This window comes from Fodinicurvata sediminis DSM 21159 (assembly GCF_000420625.1).
Classification (GTDB): Bacteria; Pseudomonadota; Alphaproteobacteria; order Kiloniellales; family DSM-21159; genus Fodinicurvata; species Fodinicurvata sediminis.
The window spans coordinates 581,872-597,234 of record NZ_ATVH01000011.1; the positions used below are offsets into that span (position 1 = coordinate 581,872).

17 protein-coding genes and 1 tRNA gene are annotated in these 15,363 nt (G+C 58.0%); 10 read left to right on the forward strand and 8 right to left on the reverse strand.

The genetic code is table 11. The features are described from left to right. Positions 1-117 precede the first annotated feature (117 nt). The 4 genes from G502_RS21310 to fdhD all read right to left on the reverse strand — a co-directional run bounded on the left by G502_RS21310 (position 118) and on the right by fdhD (position 2,932). The gene (locus G502_RS21310; protein WP_022727390.1) at positions 118-810 is read right to left on the reverse strand and encodes a DUF3306 domain-containing protein; all 693 of its coding nucleotides are present in this window, start codon (positions 808-810) and stop codon (positions 118-120) included. After that, positions 803-1,342, reverse strand: coding sequence for a DUF3305 domain-containing protein (locus G502_RS18585; protein ID WP_162140945.1), 540 nt, complete (start codon positions 1,340-1,342; stop codon positions 803-805). The genes G502_RS21310 and G502_RS18585 overlap by 8 nt, the downstream gene beginning before the upstream one ends. 73 nt (positions 1,343-1,415) lie before the next feature. Then, the gene (gene mobA, locus G502_RS0104105; protein ID WP_022727392.1) at positions 1,416-2,027 is read right to left on the reverse strand and encodes a molybdenum cofactor guanylyltransferase MobA; all 612 of its coding nucleotides are present in this window, start codon (positions 2,025-2,027) and stop codon (positions 1,416-1,418) included. Next, the gene (fdhD, locus tag G502_RS0104110; RefSeq protein ID WP_051152036.1) at positions 2,024-2,932 is read right to left on the reverse strand and encodes a formate dehydrogenase accessory sulfurtransferase FdhD; all 909 of its coding nucleotides are present in this window, start codon (positions 2,930-2,932) and stop codon (positions 2,024-2,026) included. Before fdhD ends, mobA begins: the two co-directional genes overlap by 4 nt. A gap of 239 nt (positions 2,933-3,171) precedes the next feature. Here fdhD and G502_RS0104115 point away from each other — a divergent pair, with 239 nt between their 5' ends. Beyond that, positions 3,172-5,247 carry a 4Fe-4S binding protein gene (locus G502_RS0104115; RefSeq protein ID WP_022727394.1) on the forward strand — a complete coding sequence of 692 codons (2,076 nt, stop codon included), beginning with the start codon at positions 3,172-3,174 and terminating at the stop codon, positions 5,245-5,247. Then, positions 5,244-6,113 (forward strand): C40 family peptidase, encoded by an 870-nt coding sequence (locus G502_RS0104120; RefSeq protein WP_022727395.1) that lies wholly within the window; start codon positions 5,244-5,246, stop codon positions 6,111-6,113. The genes G502_RS0104115 and G502_RS0104120 overlap by 4 nt, the downstream gene beginning before the upstream one ends. A gap of 9 nt (positions 6,114-6,122) precedes the next feature. Here the strand turns inward: G502_RS0104120 and G502_RS0104125 are convergent, their stop codons facing one another. Next, positions 6,123-6,434: a hypothetical protein gene (locus G502_RS0104125; RefSeq protein ID WP_022727396.1), complete on the reverse strand. Its 312-nt coding sequence runs from the start codon at positions 6,432-6,434 to the stop codon at positions 6,123-6,125. 181 nt (positions 6,435-6,615) lie between these two features. Between G502_RS0104125 and moaA the strand changes: the two genes are divergently transcribed. Together moaA and G502_RS0104135 are read left to right on the forward strand one after the other, a co-directional pair. Continuing rightward, positions 6,616-7,662 carry a GTP 3',8-cyclase MoaA gene (gene moaA / locus G502_RS0104130; RefSeq protein WP_040487659.1) on the forward strand — a complete coding sequence of 349 codons (1,047 nt, stop codon included), beginning with the start codon at positions 6,616-6,618 and terminating at the stop codon, positions 7,660-7,662. 123 nt (positions 7,663-7,785) lie between these two features. Continuing rightward, positions 7,786-8,562 carry an NAD kinase gene (locus G502_RS0104135; RefSeq protein ID WP_026989045.1) on the forward strand — a complete coding sequence of 259 codons (777 nt, stop codon included), beginning with the start codon at positions 7,786-7,788 and terminating at the stop codon, positions 8,560-8,562. Positions 8,563-8,633: 71 nt separating this feature from the next. On the opposite strand, the gene G502_RS21890 is transcribed toward G502_RS0104135, so the two are convergent. Beyond that, positions 8,634-8,822, reverse strand: a complete 189-nt coding sequence (locus tag G502_RS21890) for a DUF1127 domain-containing protein (RefSeq protein WP_245560706.1) — start codon at positions 8,820-8,822, stop codon at positions 8,634-8,636. A 208-nt stretch (positions 8,823-9,030) separates the two neighbouring features. Between G502_RS21890 and gcvA the strand changes: the two genes are divergently transcribed. The 6 genes from gcvA to G502_RS0104170 all read left to right on the forward strand — a co-directional run bounded on the left by gcvA (position 9,031) and on the right by G502_RS0104170 (position 14,124). Further along, complete coding sequence (gcvA, locus tag G502_RS18590) at positions 9,031-9,942, forward strand: transcriptional regulator GcvA (RefSeq protein WP_211217791.1); 912 nt, start codon at positions 9,031-9,033, stop codon at positions 9,940-9,942. Between the two features lie 121 nt (positions 9,943-10,063). Continuing rightward, positions 10,064-11,242 (forward strand): acetylornithine deacetylase, encoded by a 1,179-nt coding sequence (gene argE, locus G502_RS0104150; protein WP_022727401.1) that lies wholly within the window; start codon positions 10,064-10,066, stop codon positions 11,240-11,242. A gap of 34 nt (positions 11,243-11,276) precedes the next feature. Then, positions 11,277-12,383, forward strand: a complete 1,107-nt coding sequence (locus tag G502_RS18595; protein WP_022727402.1) for an AbrB family transcriptional regulator — start codon at positions 11,277-11,279, stop codon at positions 12,381-12,383. Further along, a complete protein-coding gene (locus G502_RS0104160) occupies positions 12,380-12,571 on the forward strand; it encodes a hypothetical protein (protein WP_022727403.1) in 192 nt (63 codons plus the stop codon). The genes G502_RS18595 and G502_RS0104160 overlap by 4 nt, the downstream gene beginning before the upstream one ends. 58 nt (positions 12,572-12,629) lie before the next feature. After that, positions 12,630-12,715 (forward strand) — tRNA-Leu (locus G502_RS0104165). A gap of 167 nt (positions 12,716-12,882) precedes the next feature. Beyond that, positions 12,883-14,124 carry an EAL domain-containing protein gene (locus G502_RS0104170; protein ID WP_022727404.1) on the forward strand — a complete coding sequence of 414 codons (1,242 nt, stop codon included), beginning with the start codon at positions 12,883-12,885 and terminating at the stop codon, positions 14,122-14,124. 18 nt (positions 14,125-14,142) lie between these two features. On the opposite strand, the gene G502_RS0104175 is transcribed toward G502_RS0104170, so the two are convergent. Next, on the reverse strand, positions 14,143-14,898 hold the full coding sequence (locus G502_RS0104175) for a competence/damage-inducible protein A (RefSeq protein ID WP_322098844.1): 756 nt from the start codon (positions 14,896-14,898) through the stop codon (positions 14,143-14,145). Further along, a complete protein-coding gene (locus G502_RS0104180) occupies positions 14,891-15,343 on the reverse strand; it encodes a hypothetical protein (protein ID WP_022727406.1) in 453 nt (150 codons plus the stop codon). Before G502_RS0104180 ends, G502_RS0104175 begins: the two co-directional genes overlap by 8 nt. Positions 15,344-15,363 lie beyond the last annotated feature (20 nt).

Genomic DNA, 15,363 nt, shown 5'->3' on the forward strand with positions numbered 1-15,363 from the left:
GTATTTTTAAATATTCTAACCTTTTTCAATTAGAGCCGGTCTTCCAATCGCTTGTCAATAAATCAGCATGCTGCAATGCGATATGGATCAGCATCATTATTCGCGAGAACGTTGAATCTATCCCAGGTCCCAACGCCGCTTTACGGCCGAACCATCTGTTTTTCGACGAAGCCCTTCCTCGGCACTCTCGTTTCGGGTGATATTGCGGTTGCGTAAACCGAATGGTCCGTATCCGGCTGCAACCGTGTCTTCTTCCCCCGTTTCCATCTGATCCATTGAATCATCATTCGACTCCGCAATGGGATCACCCGAAAGGTCGTCCGGCTGTGGTTCGCTTTCACGCTCCACCAATTCAGCCTCCCCATGCGCCTCACTCTCGGAGACGGCCCGAGGTTCGTCTTCAGGCAACACCATGCCACGACCGACCTGAAAGAGGGTTTTGACCTTCCGGGAAAGCAGCACCGGGTCGTTATAGTCATCTGCGTAATCGACAAGCCCGTCCAGGTTTGCATAGACGGGATCGACACGCCAAAGCCGCTGCAAGGCCTTGCGTCGCAGCTCTGCCGGAACATTCCTCTTGAGGTAGACGGACCAGTCCGCATCCCGGTCAAGCGTATCTGGATCCGGCAGATCTTCCGCTGATAGCGGCACTTCCTGGTCCTGCTGAACCTGCTGGCTGTCAGTCTGCACTGTCTGGCTGCCTTCAGGGACAGAAGACAGGTTTTCGTTTTCGTTTTCCCCATCCTCATGCGCGCGGCTCTGCTTGCGCGAGGACCATCGTCTGAAGAAGGAGTCTTGCCGGTCACTCATTCAGTTTCGCCCCGCCTGCTCCACGGATCTCGAAGCTTCCCTTCTCGTCTCGCTTTTTCGATCCACGCTTGCGTTTGTGGAAGGGAAGCTCCTCATGATAACGCCGCACATAATCACTCACGAAGATCACGACTTCCTCCGGCATGGGCACATCCTCCACGGTTTCCTCCCCTCCGACCGCGTAGAATTCAGCCTCCAGTGGACAGACTGTCACCAGAAAGGGGTACAGCGGTGCACGCCCGTCTTTCTCGCTTTGCTGGCGCAGGACGACATAGACTCGCGGTTCTCGCTGGGAAATGTTGGAGCGGTAGCCATCCGTCAATTTCCGGGTAAGTTCCAGTTGCAAAGTACCGGCATGAAAGCGCTCGCCCCTTTCAAAAAGGCCGAGTGAAGGCCAATCCCCGTCTGGATCGCGCGCCGGCGCACCAGGCAAGACTTCGACGGCCCGCCAGACGTGGCTCACCCATCTGTTCTGGCTTTCACGCTTTTCCAGCACGACTCCCAAAGGCATTCTTGCGTCCGTGGACGTCACCTCTTGTCTTCCCTTTTCCAGCTGTCCCATGACTCCACGATAGCCTTAAACCGCCTTATTGCGAAACCCGGGTTCAGGCCTGCAAAAGCTGTCGCGCATGTTCAAAATCATCCGGCCGATTCACGTTATAAAAGGGATCCATTCCGCCAGCGTCCCACTCGACCTCCGTGACCTTGTAGCGAGCCGTAAAAACATCCACCTTTCGCACGTCCTCGCGCATCATGGCTTTCCTCAGAGAATTTCGCAGATAAACCGGCCAGAGTGCAAAAACGGGATGTAACCGCCCGCCGGACGCTGCCACTGCAATATCCGCATCCGCAGCTTCAAGTCCTTCCAGCAATCGGGGCACAAGATCACGTGGCGCGAAAGGGGCATCGGTGGCGAAGGTGGCCATCAGTTCACAGTTCGGCTTGTTTGTGGCCACCCAATCCATACCGGCCAACACCCCCGCCAGAGGACCGGCATAGCCTTCTATACTGTCTGCCACGACAGGCAGGTCATAGGCATCAAAACGCAAGGGATCACCATTGGCATTTATGACAAGCGCCTGAACCTGGGGGGCAACGCGGGCAATCACATGCTGTAGGATCGTCTTCCCTGCAAGCTCACGCAGGCATTTGTCGCCACCGCCCATGCGTCGTGACTGCCCCCCGGCAAGCAGGACTCCGCAAACCGGCCTGCTCATGATGCTTCATCCCTGGCCGCCTTTCGACGATGACGGCTGTCTTCCTCGTAGCTTTCCTGGGCATCGAACAGGATGTGGTCCTGGCCTGCGAGTGCTACGAAGCGACTGCCACGGCAGCGGCCGATCAAGGTCAGACCTGTTTGCTGAGCCAACTCCACGCCCCATGCAGTAAAGCCTGAACGGGACACCAGAATTGGTATGCCCATCTGAACCGTCTTGATCACCATCTCCGAGGTCAGGCGCCCGGTGGTATAGAAGATCTTGTCTGCGCTGGAGATGCCGTGCAGGAACATGTAGCCGGCCACCTTGTCTACGGCATTGTGACGCCCGACATCCTCCATGTAGATCAGGGGCCTTTCCTCCTGACAAAGAACACAGCCGTGAATCGCGCCGGCCTTCAGGTAGAGGCTTGGAATTCCATTGATCTTGCGAGTCAGCTCCGGCAACCAGGAGGTATGCAATTCGCGGTCCGCGCCGAGAGTTATCTCATCCAGTTTCTCCAGGAGATCGCCGAACACAGTTCCTTGGGCACAGCCGGATGTGCGCACCTTCTTCTTGAGCTTGTCCTCGTAATTCGTCTCGCGTTCCGTGCGTACCACGACCACCTCCAACTCGGGATCATGGTCGATCGCTGTAATACGGTCATCACTGTGCAGCATGTTCTGATTCAGCAAGTACCCCACGGCCAGGTAATCCGGATGATCACCGATGGTCATCATCGTCACGATCTCCTGGCGATTCAGGTAAAGAGTCAGGGGGCGCTCACTGACCACATCCGTTTCCACCGGCAAACCGTCCTGGTCGATGCCCTGAACACGGCTGACCAGCCTTTCGTCATCCACATCGGGACGTACCAGGAACTCGCCCAGGGTCTCTTCATCCGTAATCCTGACCTTGCGCAGCATCTCGGCCTGTCCTGCTTGCTGTTTTCCCATCGAAGTGCCCTTTGACTGTTCCCTGAAAGGCCGTTGTACGCCTATGGATATCCTCCCCTTCACTATGGGACGGGTCGGCCCAGCTCGGCAATCACCGGGATGCGATCAGAGGAACCTTTCAATTCCCCTTGGCTTTGATCTAGCATCGCATGAAAGACAAGAATCCATAAACGGTCCCCACGAAATCGGGCCACGGGAGAGACAGCGTCATGAAGATGCGCAACCGTCGCGTCATGGTTTGTGACTGCGAAAAGACAATGCCCCTCTCACGCATGGGGTTGGAAAAGGCCTGTCATAATGTTGGTGGCGAAGGGGAACTGTTCCTGAACACCCAGCTCTGCCGCAGTCAGATCGAGAACTATCAGGCTGCCCTGGAAAGCGGTGATGAGCTGCTTGTGGCCTGCACCCAGGAAGCGCCCCTGTTTTCAGAAATTGCAGAAGACTTTCAGGCAGGCGACAGGGTCAGCTTTACCAATATACGTGAGACGGCGGGCTGGTCGCATGATGCTGAAGAAGCTGCGCCCAAAATGGCCGCCCTTCTGGCAGCGGCGGCTATGGACAGTGAGCCCTTCACCAGCGTGACCCTGGCCTCGGAGGGAAACTGCCTGATATATGGCCCGTCCGAACTGGCATTGCAGGCTGCCCGACAGCTCGGTGACCGCCTGAAGGTCACTGTGCTGATTTCCGAGGACGAGGGCAGCCTTCCTCCAGAACCCATGACCTATCCTGTTTTCGCCGGGCGAATCCGAAGCCTCAGCGGTTACCTTGGCGCTTTCGAAGCCGAGATCGAAAGCTATGCGGCGCCCTCCCCTTCCTCACGCAGTTCTTTTGCATTCGAGGACTGGAAGGGGGCGACCAGCCTGTCCTGTGACCTTGTGCTGGATCTTTCCGGTGGCACACCTTTCCTGCCGGCGCACGAGCGTCATGACGGTTACCTGCGCCCAGACCCAGGTGATCTGATCGCAGTTCAGAAAGCCCTTCTGGATGCAAGCGGCCTTGTTGGCGAATTCGAGAAACCCCGGTATGTCCAGTATGACGAGAGCATCTGCGCGCATTCCCGCAGCCGCCAGCAAGGCTGCAATCGTTGCATAGACGCCTGTCCCCTGTCGGCGATCCAATCCCTGGGAGACATTGTCGAAGTGGATCCTCATGTTTGCGGCGGCTGTGGACTTTGTGCAGCCAGCTGTCCGACTGGAGCCATGGACTACCGTCTGCCCGATACCGCAAGCTTGGCAGATCGCATCCGCGTCCTGCTCTCCAGTTACCGCTCCGGCGGTGGCGAAAACCCCGTTCTCTTGTTCCATGATGGCCAGCATGGTCGTCAACTGCTGTCCTACATGGCGCGCCTGGGCAACGGATTGCCGGCCAATGTCCTGCCTGTCGAAATGAACGAGGTCACCCAGGCCGGCTTCGACATCTATCTCTGTTCCCTGGCCTATGGAGCCGCAGCAGCGGCCATCCTGGTTCCTCCATCCAAACGCGAGGACTTGCCTGTCCTGGAAGAAACCCTGGAACTGGTCGAGAACATCTCCGAGGGTCTCGGATATGGGCGCGGACACTTCAGCCTGATCGACGCGCTTGATCCGGACACTGTGGAAGGGCAACTGGAAACTCTGCCTCAGGGAGAGGCCGCCACGGCCAGCAACTTCCTGCCACTTGGCAACAAGCGCAGCCGCAGTTATCTGGCATTGGGGCACCTGCACGACAATGCCCCTGCCCCGGTCGATCGGATTGACCTTCCGCAGGGCGCTCCCTTCGGTCGTATAGAAATCGACACCGAAGGCTGCACGCTTTGCCAGGCCTGCATCCCTGCCTGTCCGGTGGGTGCCCTGCTTGACGATCCCGATAGGCCCTGGATCGGTTTTCAGGAAGAAGCCTGCGTTCAATGCGGGCTCTGTCAGTCGACTTGCCCCGAAAATGTGATCACCCTGATCCCACAGGTTGATTTCACCGACGAAGCAAAGAAGCCCCGGACCCTGAACGAGGCGGAACCCTTCCACTGCATCCGATGCGGCACTCCTTTTGGCGTCAAGCAATCCATAGAACGGATCGTGGAAAAATTGAGCGGCCTGCATTCCATGTACATGCAACAGGAGCAGATCGACCGGGTGCGCATGTGCGAGGATTGCAGGGTTGCCGCGACCTTCGAGGATCCGAATACGCCCATGGCGGCCGGCCCACGCCCGGCCATGCACACCACGGAAGAGGACCTGCGCCTGCAGGAAGAGCGCCGCAAGAATCGTGAAGCCAATCGCACGGGCTCCGGGTCGAGCGAGCCGTCATGAACTCATCAGACACGCTCAGCCCCAAGCTTGCGGCCTTCCGGCCGGATCTGGCCGATGCACGCCTGAAGGGACGGGTTCAGGCCGAGGCCTATGTCGACGGTCAACAGGCAAGCATCCGGATCGCTCTGGCCGATCTGAGACGCCAGGCTGATGACAAGGCCCCACTGGACAGTCAACTTATGCAATCGGAACAGGTCCTCGTATTTGAACGCAAGGATGGCTGGGCCTGGGTCCAGTGCCAAACTGATGGCTACGTTGGCTACATTGGCGAAAACAATCTGGGGCCTGCACTGACCACGGCCGCGACCCATCGCGTATCGGTTCTGCGGACACCGCTGTTCACCGCACCTGATATCAAGAGCCCTGTTCGCAACTACCTGTCCCTGCAAACGCCACTTCACGTCAGGGAAAGTGACGGACGTTTCCTGTTGCTTGAAACCGGAGGCTGGGTTTACGCACGCCACGCCGACACCATAGACAGCTGCGCGACGGACTGGACGGCGACGGCCCTGAGCTTCCTGGGAACACCCTATCTCTGGGGCGGACGTTCCAGCCTCGGCCTGGACTGCTCCGCGCTCGTGCAGCTTTCCCTGGCTGCGGCTGGATTGGAGGTCCCCCGGGACAGTGACCAGCAGGAAGAGGCCCCGGATCTGGGGGACCGTCTTTACCCTGGTGAAGACTTCCAGCGTGGCGATCTGCTCTATTGGCCGGGACATGTGGCCATCGCCCTGGGACCAGACAGTGTGGTCAATGCGACAGCTGCCCCCTTGCAGGTCATCGTGGAAACCTTCCGGGAGCTGGACGAGCGCGCGCGCTCTGATGGGGGCCCGTTACGCACGATCCGCCGGCCCACAATTTTATCCTAGGGAAAGGGGTCACTCCGCACTTGGATCGGATTCCTTGGCGGGTGGTGCAGAGTTTCCCGAGCCCACCGTTGCTTCGCATCGCGCCTCGGCCCTCTGGACGAACAGCTGCCTGCGGCTTTCAAGTTCAGGGGTCTCCTCGATCATGCGGTCAATCTGTGCACGCTCCTCGGCAATGCAGCGTTCTACCGGATCATCGGAACGCCCTGCCTCGGACTCCTCTCCCGAGGTAAAGGAAAGGCTGTCCGGCCAATTGAGATATGCCAGAAGGCCGCCACACCCCAGAATCAAGAGCAGCGCCACCAGACGCCCAGGCGAGATCATGCGCACAGTCTGGAACTCCCTTTCCGGCCTTTTGGCATAAACGTCATCCTTGGTTCGTCTTCTCTTCCAGAAAGCTTGGACTCGTCACTGCAAGATGCAAAAATTATGTTAACCTGCAGAGAGGAAACGTTCAGCCCCCACTGTCAAGCTGAGGGCACAAACAGCCACAAGGCGGATAATGATGTCAGATACCCAACCCGTCCTGCACACTGCTTCCGATAATGCGGAAGCCCCATTGGTCGACCCCTTCCAGCGCGCGATCACCTATCTGCGTGTCTCGGTGACCGACCGTTGCGACTTCCGCTGTGTCTACTGCATGTCCGAGGACATGACCTTCCTGCCCAAATCGGAAGTGCTCAGCCTCGAGGAACTGGATCGGCTTTGCAGCAGCTTTGTGGATCTCGGTGTCAGGAAACTTCGTCTTACAGGCGGCGAACCCCTGGTGCGTCGCAACATCATGTGGTTGATCGAGCGCCTGTCGCGCCATCTGGACAGCGGCCAGCTTGAAGAACTGACGCTGACCACCAACGCCAGCCAGCTGACCCGCTATGCGGACCAGCTTGCAGCCTGTGGCGTGAAGCGCCTGAACGTCTCGCTGGATACGCTCAACCCTGACAAGTTCAAGGCCATCACGCGCTGGGGCAAGTACGACAAGGTCATGGAAGGTCTACAGGCCGCGAAACGCGCCGGGATATCGATCAAGATCAACACCGTCGCCTTGAAGAATGTTAACGATGACGAAATCGACAACCTGGTGTCCTGGTGCGGAGATGAGGGCTTTGATCTGACCTTCATCGAAGTCATGCCCATGGGTGACATTGGTGGCGAGGACCGTCTTGATCAGTATTATCCCCTCTCGCAGCTGCGCCAGGACCTCTCCCGGAACTGGACACTGGAAGAAAGCCAACACAAGACAGGGGGGCCGGCCCGCTATGCCCACTGCAAGGAAACCGGAGGGCGTATCGGCTTCATCACCCCGCTGACTCACAATTTCTGTGAAAGCTGCAACCGGGTACGCCTGACCTGTACCGGAACGCTCTATATGTGTCTGGGACAGGAAGATGCCGCCGACCTTCGCACCCCCTTGCGGGAAAGTGATGATGACGCCTTGGTCAAGCAGACCATTCGCGAAGCCATCACGCGCAAGCCGAAAGGTCATGACTTCATCATCGACCGGGACAATCAGCAGGGCGTTTCCAGTCGGCATATGAGCGTGACCGGTGGCTGAGGCGGGATAGCGCCTTCCTAAAAGAAATGATGATCTGCTCCTGACAGGCAGGTTGGTCTGTTTCCTGAAGGGATTGAGGTTATACTGTCTGCCTGAGACACCATGCAGGGCACTTCCTCGAACATGGCTGACCCAAGAGAACTCCCCCTAGCCTTTGTCCACGCCGAGACCGAGGAAGCAGAGGCGGCAGCAAAACGTCTGAAGAATCTCTATCCCAATGTGCATCCCAAGGATGCCGAAATCATAATCGCTCTGGGCGGCGATGGTTTCATGCTGGAAACGCTGCACGAGCAGTTCGGCGACGGCGTGTCCATCTTCGGGATGAATCGCGGGACGATCGGCTTCCTGATGAATGCCTATCGCGAAGACGCGCTCTATGAGCGTTTGGCGCGCAGCGAAAGGGTTACCCTCCACCCCCTGAAGATGGAGGCGAAAACGACGGACGGAAGCCCATCTCAAGCATTGGCCATCAACGAAGTCGCCCTGTTCCGGCAAAGCCGCCAGGCGGCCAAGCTTCGCATTCGCATTGATGGCGTTATACGGCTGGAAGAACTCGTCTGCGACGGCGCCCTGGTCGCAACGCCTGCCGGCAGCACGGCGTACAACCTTTCGGCGCATGGACCTATTCTGCCGCTTGGAACACCCTTGCTGGCCCTGACTCCGATCAGCGCATTCCGTCCGCGAAGATGGCGCGGCGCCCTGCTACCTCAAAAGGCGGACGTGGAAATAGAGGTGCTGGAGAGTTCCAAGCGCCCGGTCAGTGCCACGGCGGATTTCACGGAAATCCGGGACGTGAACATGGTTCGCGTTCGTGAAGACCGTAAAACTGAATTGCACCTACTGTTCGATCCCGAACACAATCTGGAAGAACGGATTCTGAAGGAGCAATTCATACCTTGATGAAGGAAGGCCAGCGGACCCATGAGCCCGCTGGCAGCCAGTTCATCACAGGGACAAGAAGCAAGACAGAGTCATGCGCGCCAGAAGGGCTTGCGCGCTTCCCGGTAGATATCTGCACGGCTTAAACCAATGTCCCGCAGTATCCGGTCATCCATCTGACGCAGCTTCTGTCGATGTTCCCAGCGCTCCATCCAGACAACAGGTGCCTCGAAAATGCGGATGGCACGTTCAGTCAATGTCCGGCTTGTACGCCCAGGCACACTCTCTCCAGGATTCCGGACAGCAGCCGGCCTTTCGCAAATCTGCGACATGATTAGTTCCTTTCATGAACCAGTGGTCTGCAGTTTTTGAAAGAGCGGGCCCTTGCTCTTATCTTATGGCCAATTTGCGCCTTGCACTTTGAAAGCACAAACGGGATTATTGCATGTTTTCCATTAGAATTTCTAATATATGAACATGAAAAGAAGATTGCCCCCATTGAACGCCCTGCGCGCCTTCGAGGCGGCAGGACGGCACAGGTCATTCACGCTTGCAGCTGAAGAGCTGAACGTGACACAGGCTGCCATCAGCCATCAGGTTCGCGCCCTGGAAGACTATTTCCAGCAAGATCTCTTCCTGCGCCAGAACCGCAGCCTTGTCCTGACGAGCGCAGCACAGAATTACCTTCTAGCGATCACCCAGGCCCTGAACCTGGTGAACGACGCGTCACGCCAGCTCGTCCGACACGACAGCGAGACGACTCTGAGGGTCAGCACCTTGCCCTCCTTCGCCGCGAAATGGCTCTTGCCGCGACTTGCCGCCTTCCAGGCAAACCATCCCGAGATCGACATTCTGGTCTCCTCCAGGAACGAGCTGGCCGACCTGGAACGTGAGGATATCGATGTGGGACTGCGCTTCGGCGTTGGTGAGTATGCAGGTCTGTACAGCAAGAGAATCCTGCATGAGCGGAAATTTCCCGTTTGCAGTCCGTCGCTGCTGTCTGGAGACAAGCCACTGTCCAGTCCAGAGGATCTGAAACATCATACCCTGTTGCACGATGAGGTCTTCGGTGGAGACATCGAGATCGATTGGCAGGGCTGGTTGGAACGTGCGGGTTATCCGGAACTGGCCACGCGCAGAGGGCCCTGGTTCAACGATTCCAGCATGCTCCTTACGGCTGCCATTGCGGGACAGGGGATTGCCCTAGCGCGCGCCTCGCTTGCCGTTGACGACATGGCAAAGGGGCTTCTGGTCAAGCCTTTCGGCCCCGAAGTTTCAACAGCTTACCATTACTATTTCGTAACGCGCCCAAGTCTTGTTGATCGCGAGCCCGTCCGCACCTTCTTCACCTGGATCCAGGAAGAAACCCAAAAGACGGAAGCAGCCATTGCGGCCGCGTGACCTTTCCTCCAGGGCTCAGAGACCCTAAAGTTACGAGACAATCAAGATGCGACTCTGTCGCGCGCCTGCCCTTTCATGAACGCTCTAACCCGGGGCCGCCACAACAAGGACTATTGCTGATATGCCGCAAATAAAACCCGATACACGCAGCATGATCGAAAGGCTGATTTCTTACGATACGACCAGCCGTAACTCGAACCTGGAGTTGATTCACTTCATCGCAAACTATCTTGCGGACCTGGGCGTTGAAAGCGAACTGGTACACTCCGAAGACAAGCGCAAGGCCAACCTTTATGCAACGCTCGGCCCAAGCGATCGTTCCGGCATTGCGCTTTCGGGTCACACCGACGTGGTTCCGGTGGACGGCCAGGACTGGAACCAGGATCCCTGGACCGTGAGCGAACGTGACGGGCTGCTGTTTGGGCGCGGTACGAGCGACATGAAGTCCTTCGTTGCGCTTTGCCTTGCCTACACCCCCGATTTCCTTGCGCAGGTCGGCCAGTTGCCCATCCACCTATGCTTCACCTATGATGAAGAGATTGGCTGTGTCGGCGTGGGGCCTCTGCTCGATTATCTGGCCCAGAAGGATGTGCGGCCGCGCTGTGCCATTATCGGCGAACCTACGGGCATGCAGGTTGTGAATGCGCACAAGGGACGGCTTGGCTATACCTGCCATGTGCGTGGACATGAATGCCACTCCTCTCTTGCACCACATGGGGTTAACGCCGTTCAGTACGCGGCCCGGCTGATCAACCGTCTTGTGGAGATCGGACGAATCAAGGCCGAGGAAGGCCCATTCGATCACGATTATGACGTTCCCTTCACAACGGTCCATGTGGGAACCATACATGGCGGGACCGCCGTCAACATCGTGCCCCGGGATTGCTCATTCGAATTCGAGTTCCGTTGCCTGCCCGGAGACGACCCGCACCTCCTCTTCAATGATCTGAAAGGCTTTGCACAAGGTGAACTCGAGCCTGAGATGAAGGCCATTGCTGCGGAGACCGGCATTGTTTTCGAACAGGGAGCGACCTTTGCCGGCTTGGACACCCCCGATGACCACGAGGTCGTCACCTTGACCAAGGCGCTGGCTGAAGCGAACAGCACTGCCAAGGTGGCCTTCGGGACCGAGGCCGGGCAGATTGCCGCGCGCAACATACCTGCTGTGGTCTGTGGCCCTGGCCATATAGCCCAGGCCCACAAGCCCGATGAGTTCATCTCTCTGGAACAGCTGGCCAAGGGAGAAGCCTTCATGACACGCCTGGTCAAGCGGCTCGGTGAAGCCCCTTTGGCGCACTGACAGCTGTTCCCTTTCCACTCGGAGCCGGACCACGGTGACTTCCACAGCTCCCACAAGCGCGCCGAAGACATGGTCAAGTGTACTGCTTGCCCTTGGCATAGGCGGGATCGGCGGTTGGCTGGCCTACAGCATCAGCTTCCCCCTGCCCTGGATGATCGGCTCTATGGTCTTCACCACAGTGGCGGCCATGCTCGGCGCCCCCATCGCCATGGCTTCCAGCCTGCGTACCGCCATGATGACGGTGCTGGGTGTGATGCTTGGCAGTGGCTTCACGCCGGAAATCCTGTCCGCGCTCGGTGCCTGGAGTGGCAGCTTGGCACTGGTCAGTCTGTACATTGTCCTGTCGACTGCCTGCGGTTATCTCTATTTCCATCACGTTTGCGGCTATGACAAGGCCAGCGCCTATTTCTCCGCCACCCCGGGAGGTCTGAGCGAAATGGTCCTGCTGGGTGGTCAGTACGGTGGCGACCCCCGTGTCATATCCCTCGTTCATGCCACGCGCATTCTCTTGATCGTAGTGGCCATCCCCTTCGGTTTCTACTGGCTATCAGATCTTGAACCCGGCCAAACCGGCGGCGTTGGTCCTGGATGGAGTGATGTAGGGCTGACGGCAGGCATCCTACTGGTTGCCTGTGCCATAGCTGGCTTCTTCGGTGCCCGGGCCATGAAGATTCCAGCTGCCCCTGTTGTCGGTCCCATGGTGCTCAGTTCCATTGTGCATCTGATGGGACTGACCAAGGCAGCTCCGCCCATGGACCTCGTCTCCATGGCCCAGGTCGCGATTGGTGCAGCCATCGGTGCCAGGTTCTACGGCACCTCTGCCATGATGGTCCTGAAGACAATCATCCACTCGGCGGGAGCGACGCTCCTTCTGGTCATGATCACCTTGGCATTGGCAAGCTTTCTGGTTTTCATGACTCCCATCAGCCTGGCTCCCCTGGTGCTGGCCTATGCGCCTGGGGGCTTGGCCGAAATGAGCCTGATCGCCATCGCCCTAGGCGCAGATGCAGCCCTCGTTGCCACCCATCACATCGTCCGCATCGCCCTTATCGTCGTCTGCGCAGGCCCCATATACCGACTGATCGAGCACAGGCTGGGAAAGCGGGAACAGTCCGCCACTCGGAAAGAGACTACGCCATGAGGGGAAAGGACATCATCGGCAACCTCTTCGGCATCTTCCTCTGCCTATTGGTGCTGGCCATTGGCATTGGCCTGCTAGCCCTTCTTTTCGCGGCTCTGCCGCTGCTTGTGGTCGTCGCGCCCCTGACCATCACCCTGGTGCTCGGATTTCTGCTGTTTGCCTACCTGCGCCAGCGTCGGCGAAAGTAAGCGGATTGGCTTGTGTACATTGCGGGACGGTTATCCGGCTGCTAGAGAAAAGGACACTGCGGACGTGGTGGAACAGGTAGACACACAGGACTTAAAATCCTGAGGGCATCGCCCGTGCGGGTTCGAGTCCCGCCGTCCGCACCACATTCATTCAGCATCTGGCTACGTAAGATATTCTTCACCTTTTCTCCGCTAGGATGTTGGCGCAATCGAACCAGCCCCCAGACAGGAACAGCTGACCAAGGGGCGAAAGTCATTGGCAACACGAGCGGCCAGGGAACGGCCCGCTGCAGGTAACGGGTGGAAGAATCGTGGAGTCCTCGACAGCACAACAGACGGGATCGAAGACAGGCAACAGTGAAACTGTACGCCGTCACAAGGCATCCGCACTACTGGCCCAGGTTGAGCGTCTGAAGGGGCGCTGCATGGGACGGATGGCTGTTCATCTGCGCATCTCGAAGCTGGCCGAGAAAGGTTTCAACCAGCACCAGGCGCGGATTGTCGCCCAGGTCTTCGAGACCTCTCTTAGCGCGCTCGAAGGTGATTTCTACCACCTTTACAACCAGGATTTGGTCTTCATTGGCCTGTCACGCCAGATCAAGGCGCTGGAGGCTGCCGAAGGGAAACTGGCCAGTCTGCTGGAAGAACATGATGTTTCCCTGGATACACTGCGCCGCGAACATATCCTGCTGCGCTTCGGTCTGGATCTCAAATACGATGTCTTCCTCAGTCATGTGCGCAATCTGGCTGTCCAGGAGCAGAGGGCATATGCAGGCGAGAAGGATGCAAACGTCAATGAGTTTGACGACCGCCGTCCCCTGGACAGCAAGGGCCTAGCGGAACTGGAACGCCTGCTGGAAAATGCGGACATTACCGACCTGGTGCGCCAGCAATCGGCTTGCCGCCTGACAGACGACTTGAAGACGCAACGTATCTTCACGGAGTATTTCACCTCGATACGAGAGGTGGAACGTAACCTGTTGCCCGGAACGGATCTTCTGGAAAACCGGGCTCTTTTCAAGTACCTCACCCAGGTATTGGACCTGCGCATGCTGGTGGTCCTGAGACACGAGGCTTCGCGGTCCAGTGAAGAGATGGTTTCCATCAACATCAATGTTGCGACATTGCTTTCACAGAAGTTCCTGAAGTTCGACCAGGAAATGCCCATCGGCTTGCGTGGACGGTTGATGCTGGAACTGCAGTACGATGACGTCTTCAGCGACCTGAAGAACTTTGCCTTCGCACGCGACTTCGCGCGGCAACAGGGCTATCGCCTTTGCCTGGACGGAATTGGGATGGACGGCTTCTCACGCATTGACCGACACCATCTGAAAGTCGATTACGTAAAGCTGGTCTGGGATGATTCCTGGCCACAACGCTTCAACAATTCCATAGCGCGTGAACTGCAAAGCCTGGTCGAGCGTAATGGGCCGGACCATACCATACTGCACCGCTGCCAGGACGAGAAGATCATCCGTTTCGGACAGAAATTCGGGATCCAGCTTTTCCAGGGGCACTACGTTGATGGCCTGCCGCGGGCCAGCCTGCGCTGAAACAGGAACTAAGTGGTTTCAGGCCACACTGCTGTCGCGCTCGCCGCCCAGGGACACCACAAGCGCCTCGATGGCTTCACTAGCCGCCTCCAGGGCAACCGGATCGATCGAGCGGACCACAAGTGTGGTGCCGAACCGCCCCCCTTTCTGGAAGGGATAGCTGCCGATCTCGACGGAAGAATGACGCTCCTGTATCTCTGCAAGGCCGCCGGCCACGACGGATTCCGGAAGAGACGCAGCAATGCTGTCGGAAAGCATGGGGGCGCCTCCATTCAACTCGTGTGCGATGGCGTCGAACTGAGCCTGCATGATCTTCGGAACGCCGGCAAAGATATAGACGTTGTTCATCCGTATGCCAGGCGCGCCACTGACAGGATTGGGCACGAGGCTGGCTCCCTCCGGCGTACGGGCCATCCGTAGGCGCGCATCTGTCAGGCGGTCCCCGTAGTAATCTTCAAGAATACCGCGCGCCTCTGGGTGCTCAATCACCGGAACATCAAAAGCCGCCGCAACACAATCCACCGTTATGTCGTCATGCGTGGGACCTATTCCGCCCGTCGTGAAGACATAGTCAAACGTCCCGCTAACCTCACGAATGGCAGGGGGCAGAGTGTCCAGGGAATCCGGTAGGACGCGCACCTCGGCCAAACGCACGCCCTCCTCGTTCAGGCGACGGCCAAGAAAGGAGAGGTTGGCATCCTGGGTACGGCCCGAAAGAATCTCGTTGCCGATGATAATAAGGCAGGCCGTAACAACCCTGTTCTCTTCACTCACCATCGTCCCCGTAGCCCTGGCTTTCCATGCAGTTGGAGAAATTCTGCTCGTAGGCGTTCTTTTCTCCCTCAATCCGCATGCTTTCACTCAATCTTGAGGAACCAGACAGGGGTCCACCCGTATCGAACCCTGCAGTACGATCGCTGTCGATGCGACGATCCCGGGCAACGATGGCGTTGGCATAGGCGTTGCAGCTCTCCAGTGCATCCTGCTGGGTGGTGTCCTCGCTCCCATCGCGCCATCTCTCGGGCACGTCGTCACCCATCAGAAGGGGCGAGCGATTGTCGGGATGTTCAGTCGTCGTGCCAGAGACCGCCGGTGTCTGCTGTTCACTTTCCCCACTGGACTGCTGCTGGGCACAGGCCCCAAGAAAAACGAGTATCCCTGCCGAAACGGCGGCCGCGCGCAGGGCAGGAAAAGCATATGGCAGTCGGCTATTCTTCATGAGTGCAAGACTGTGCTGAA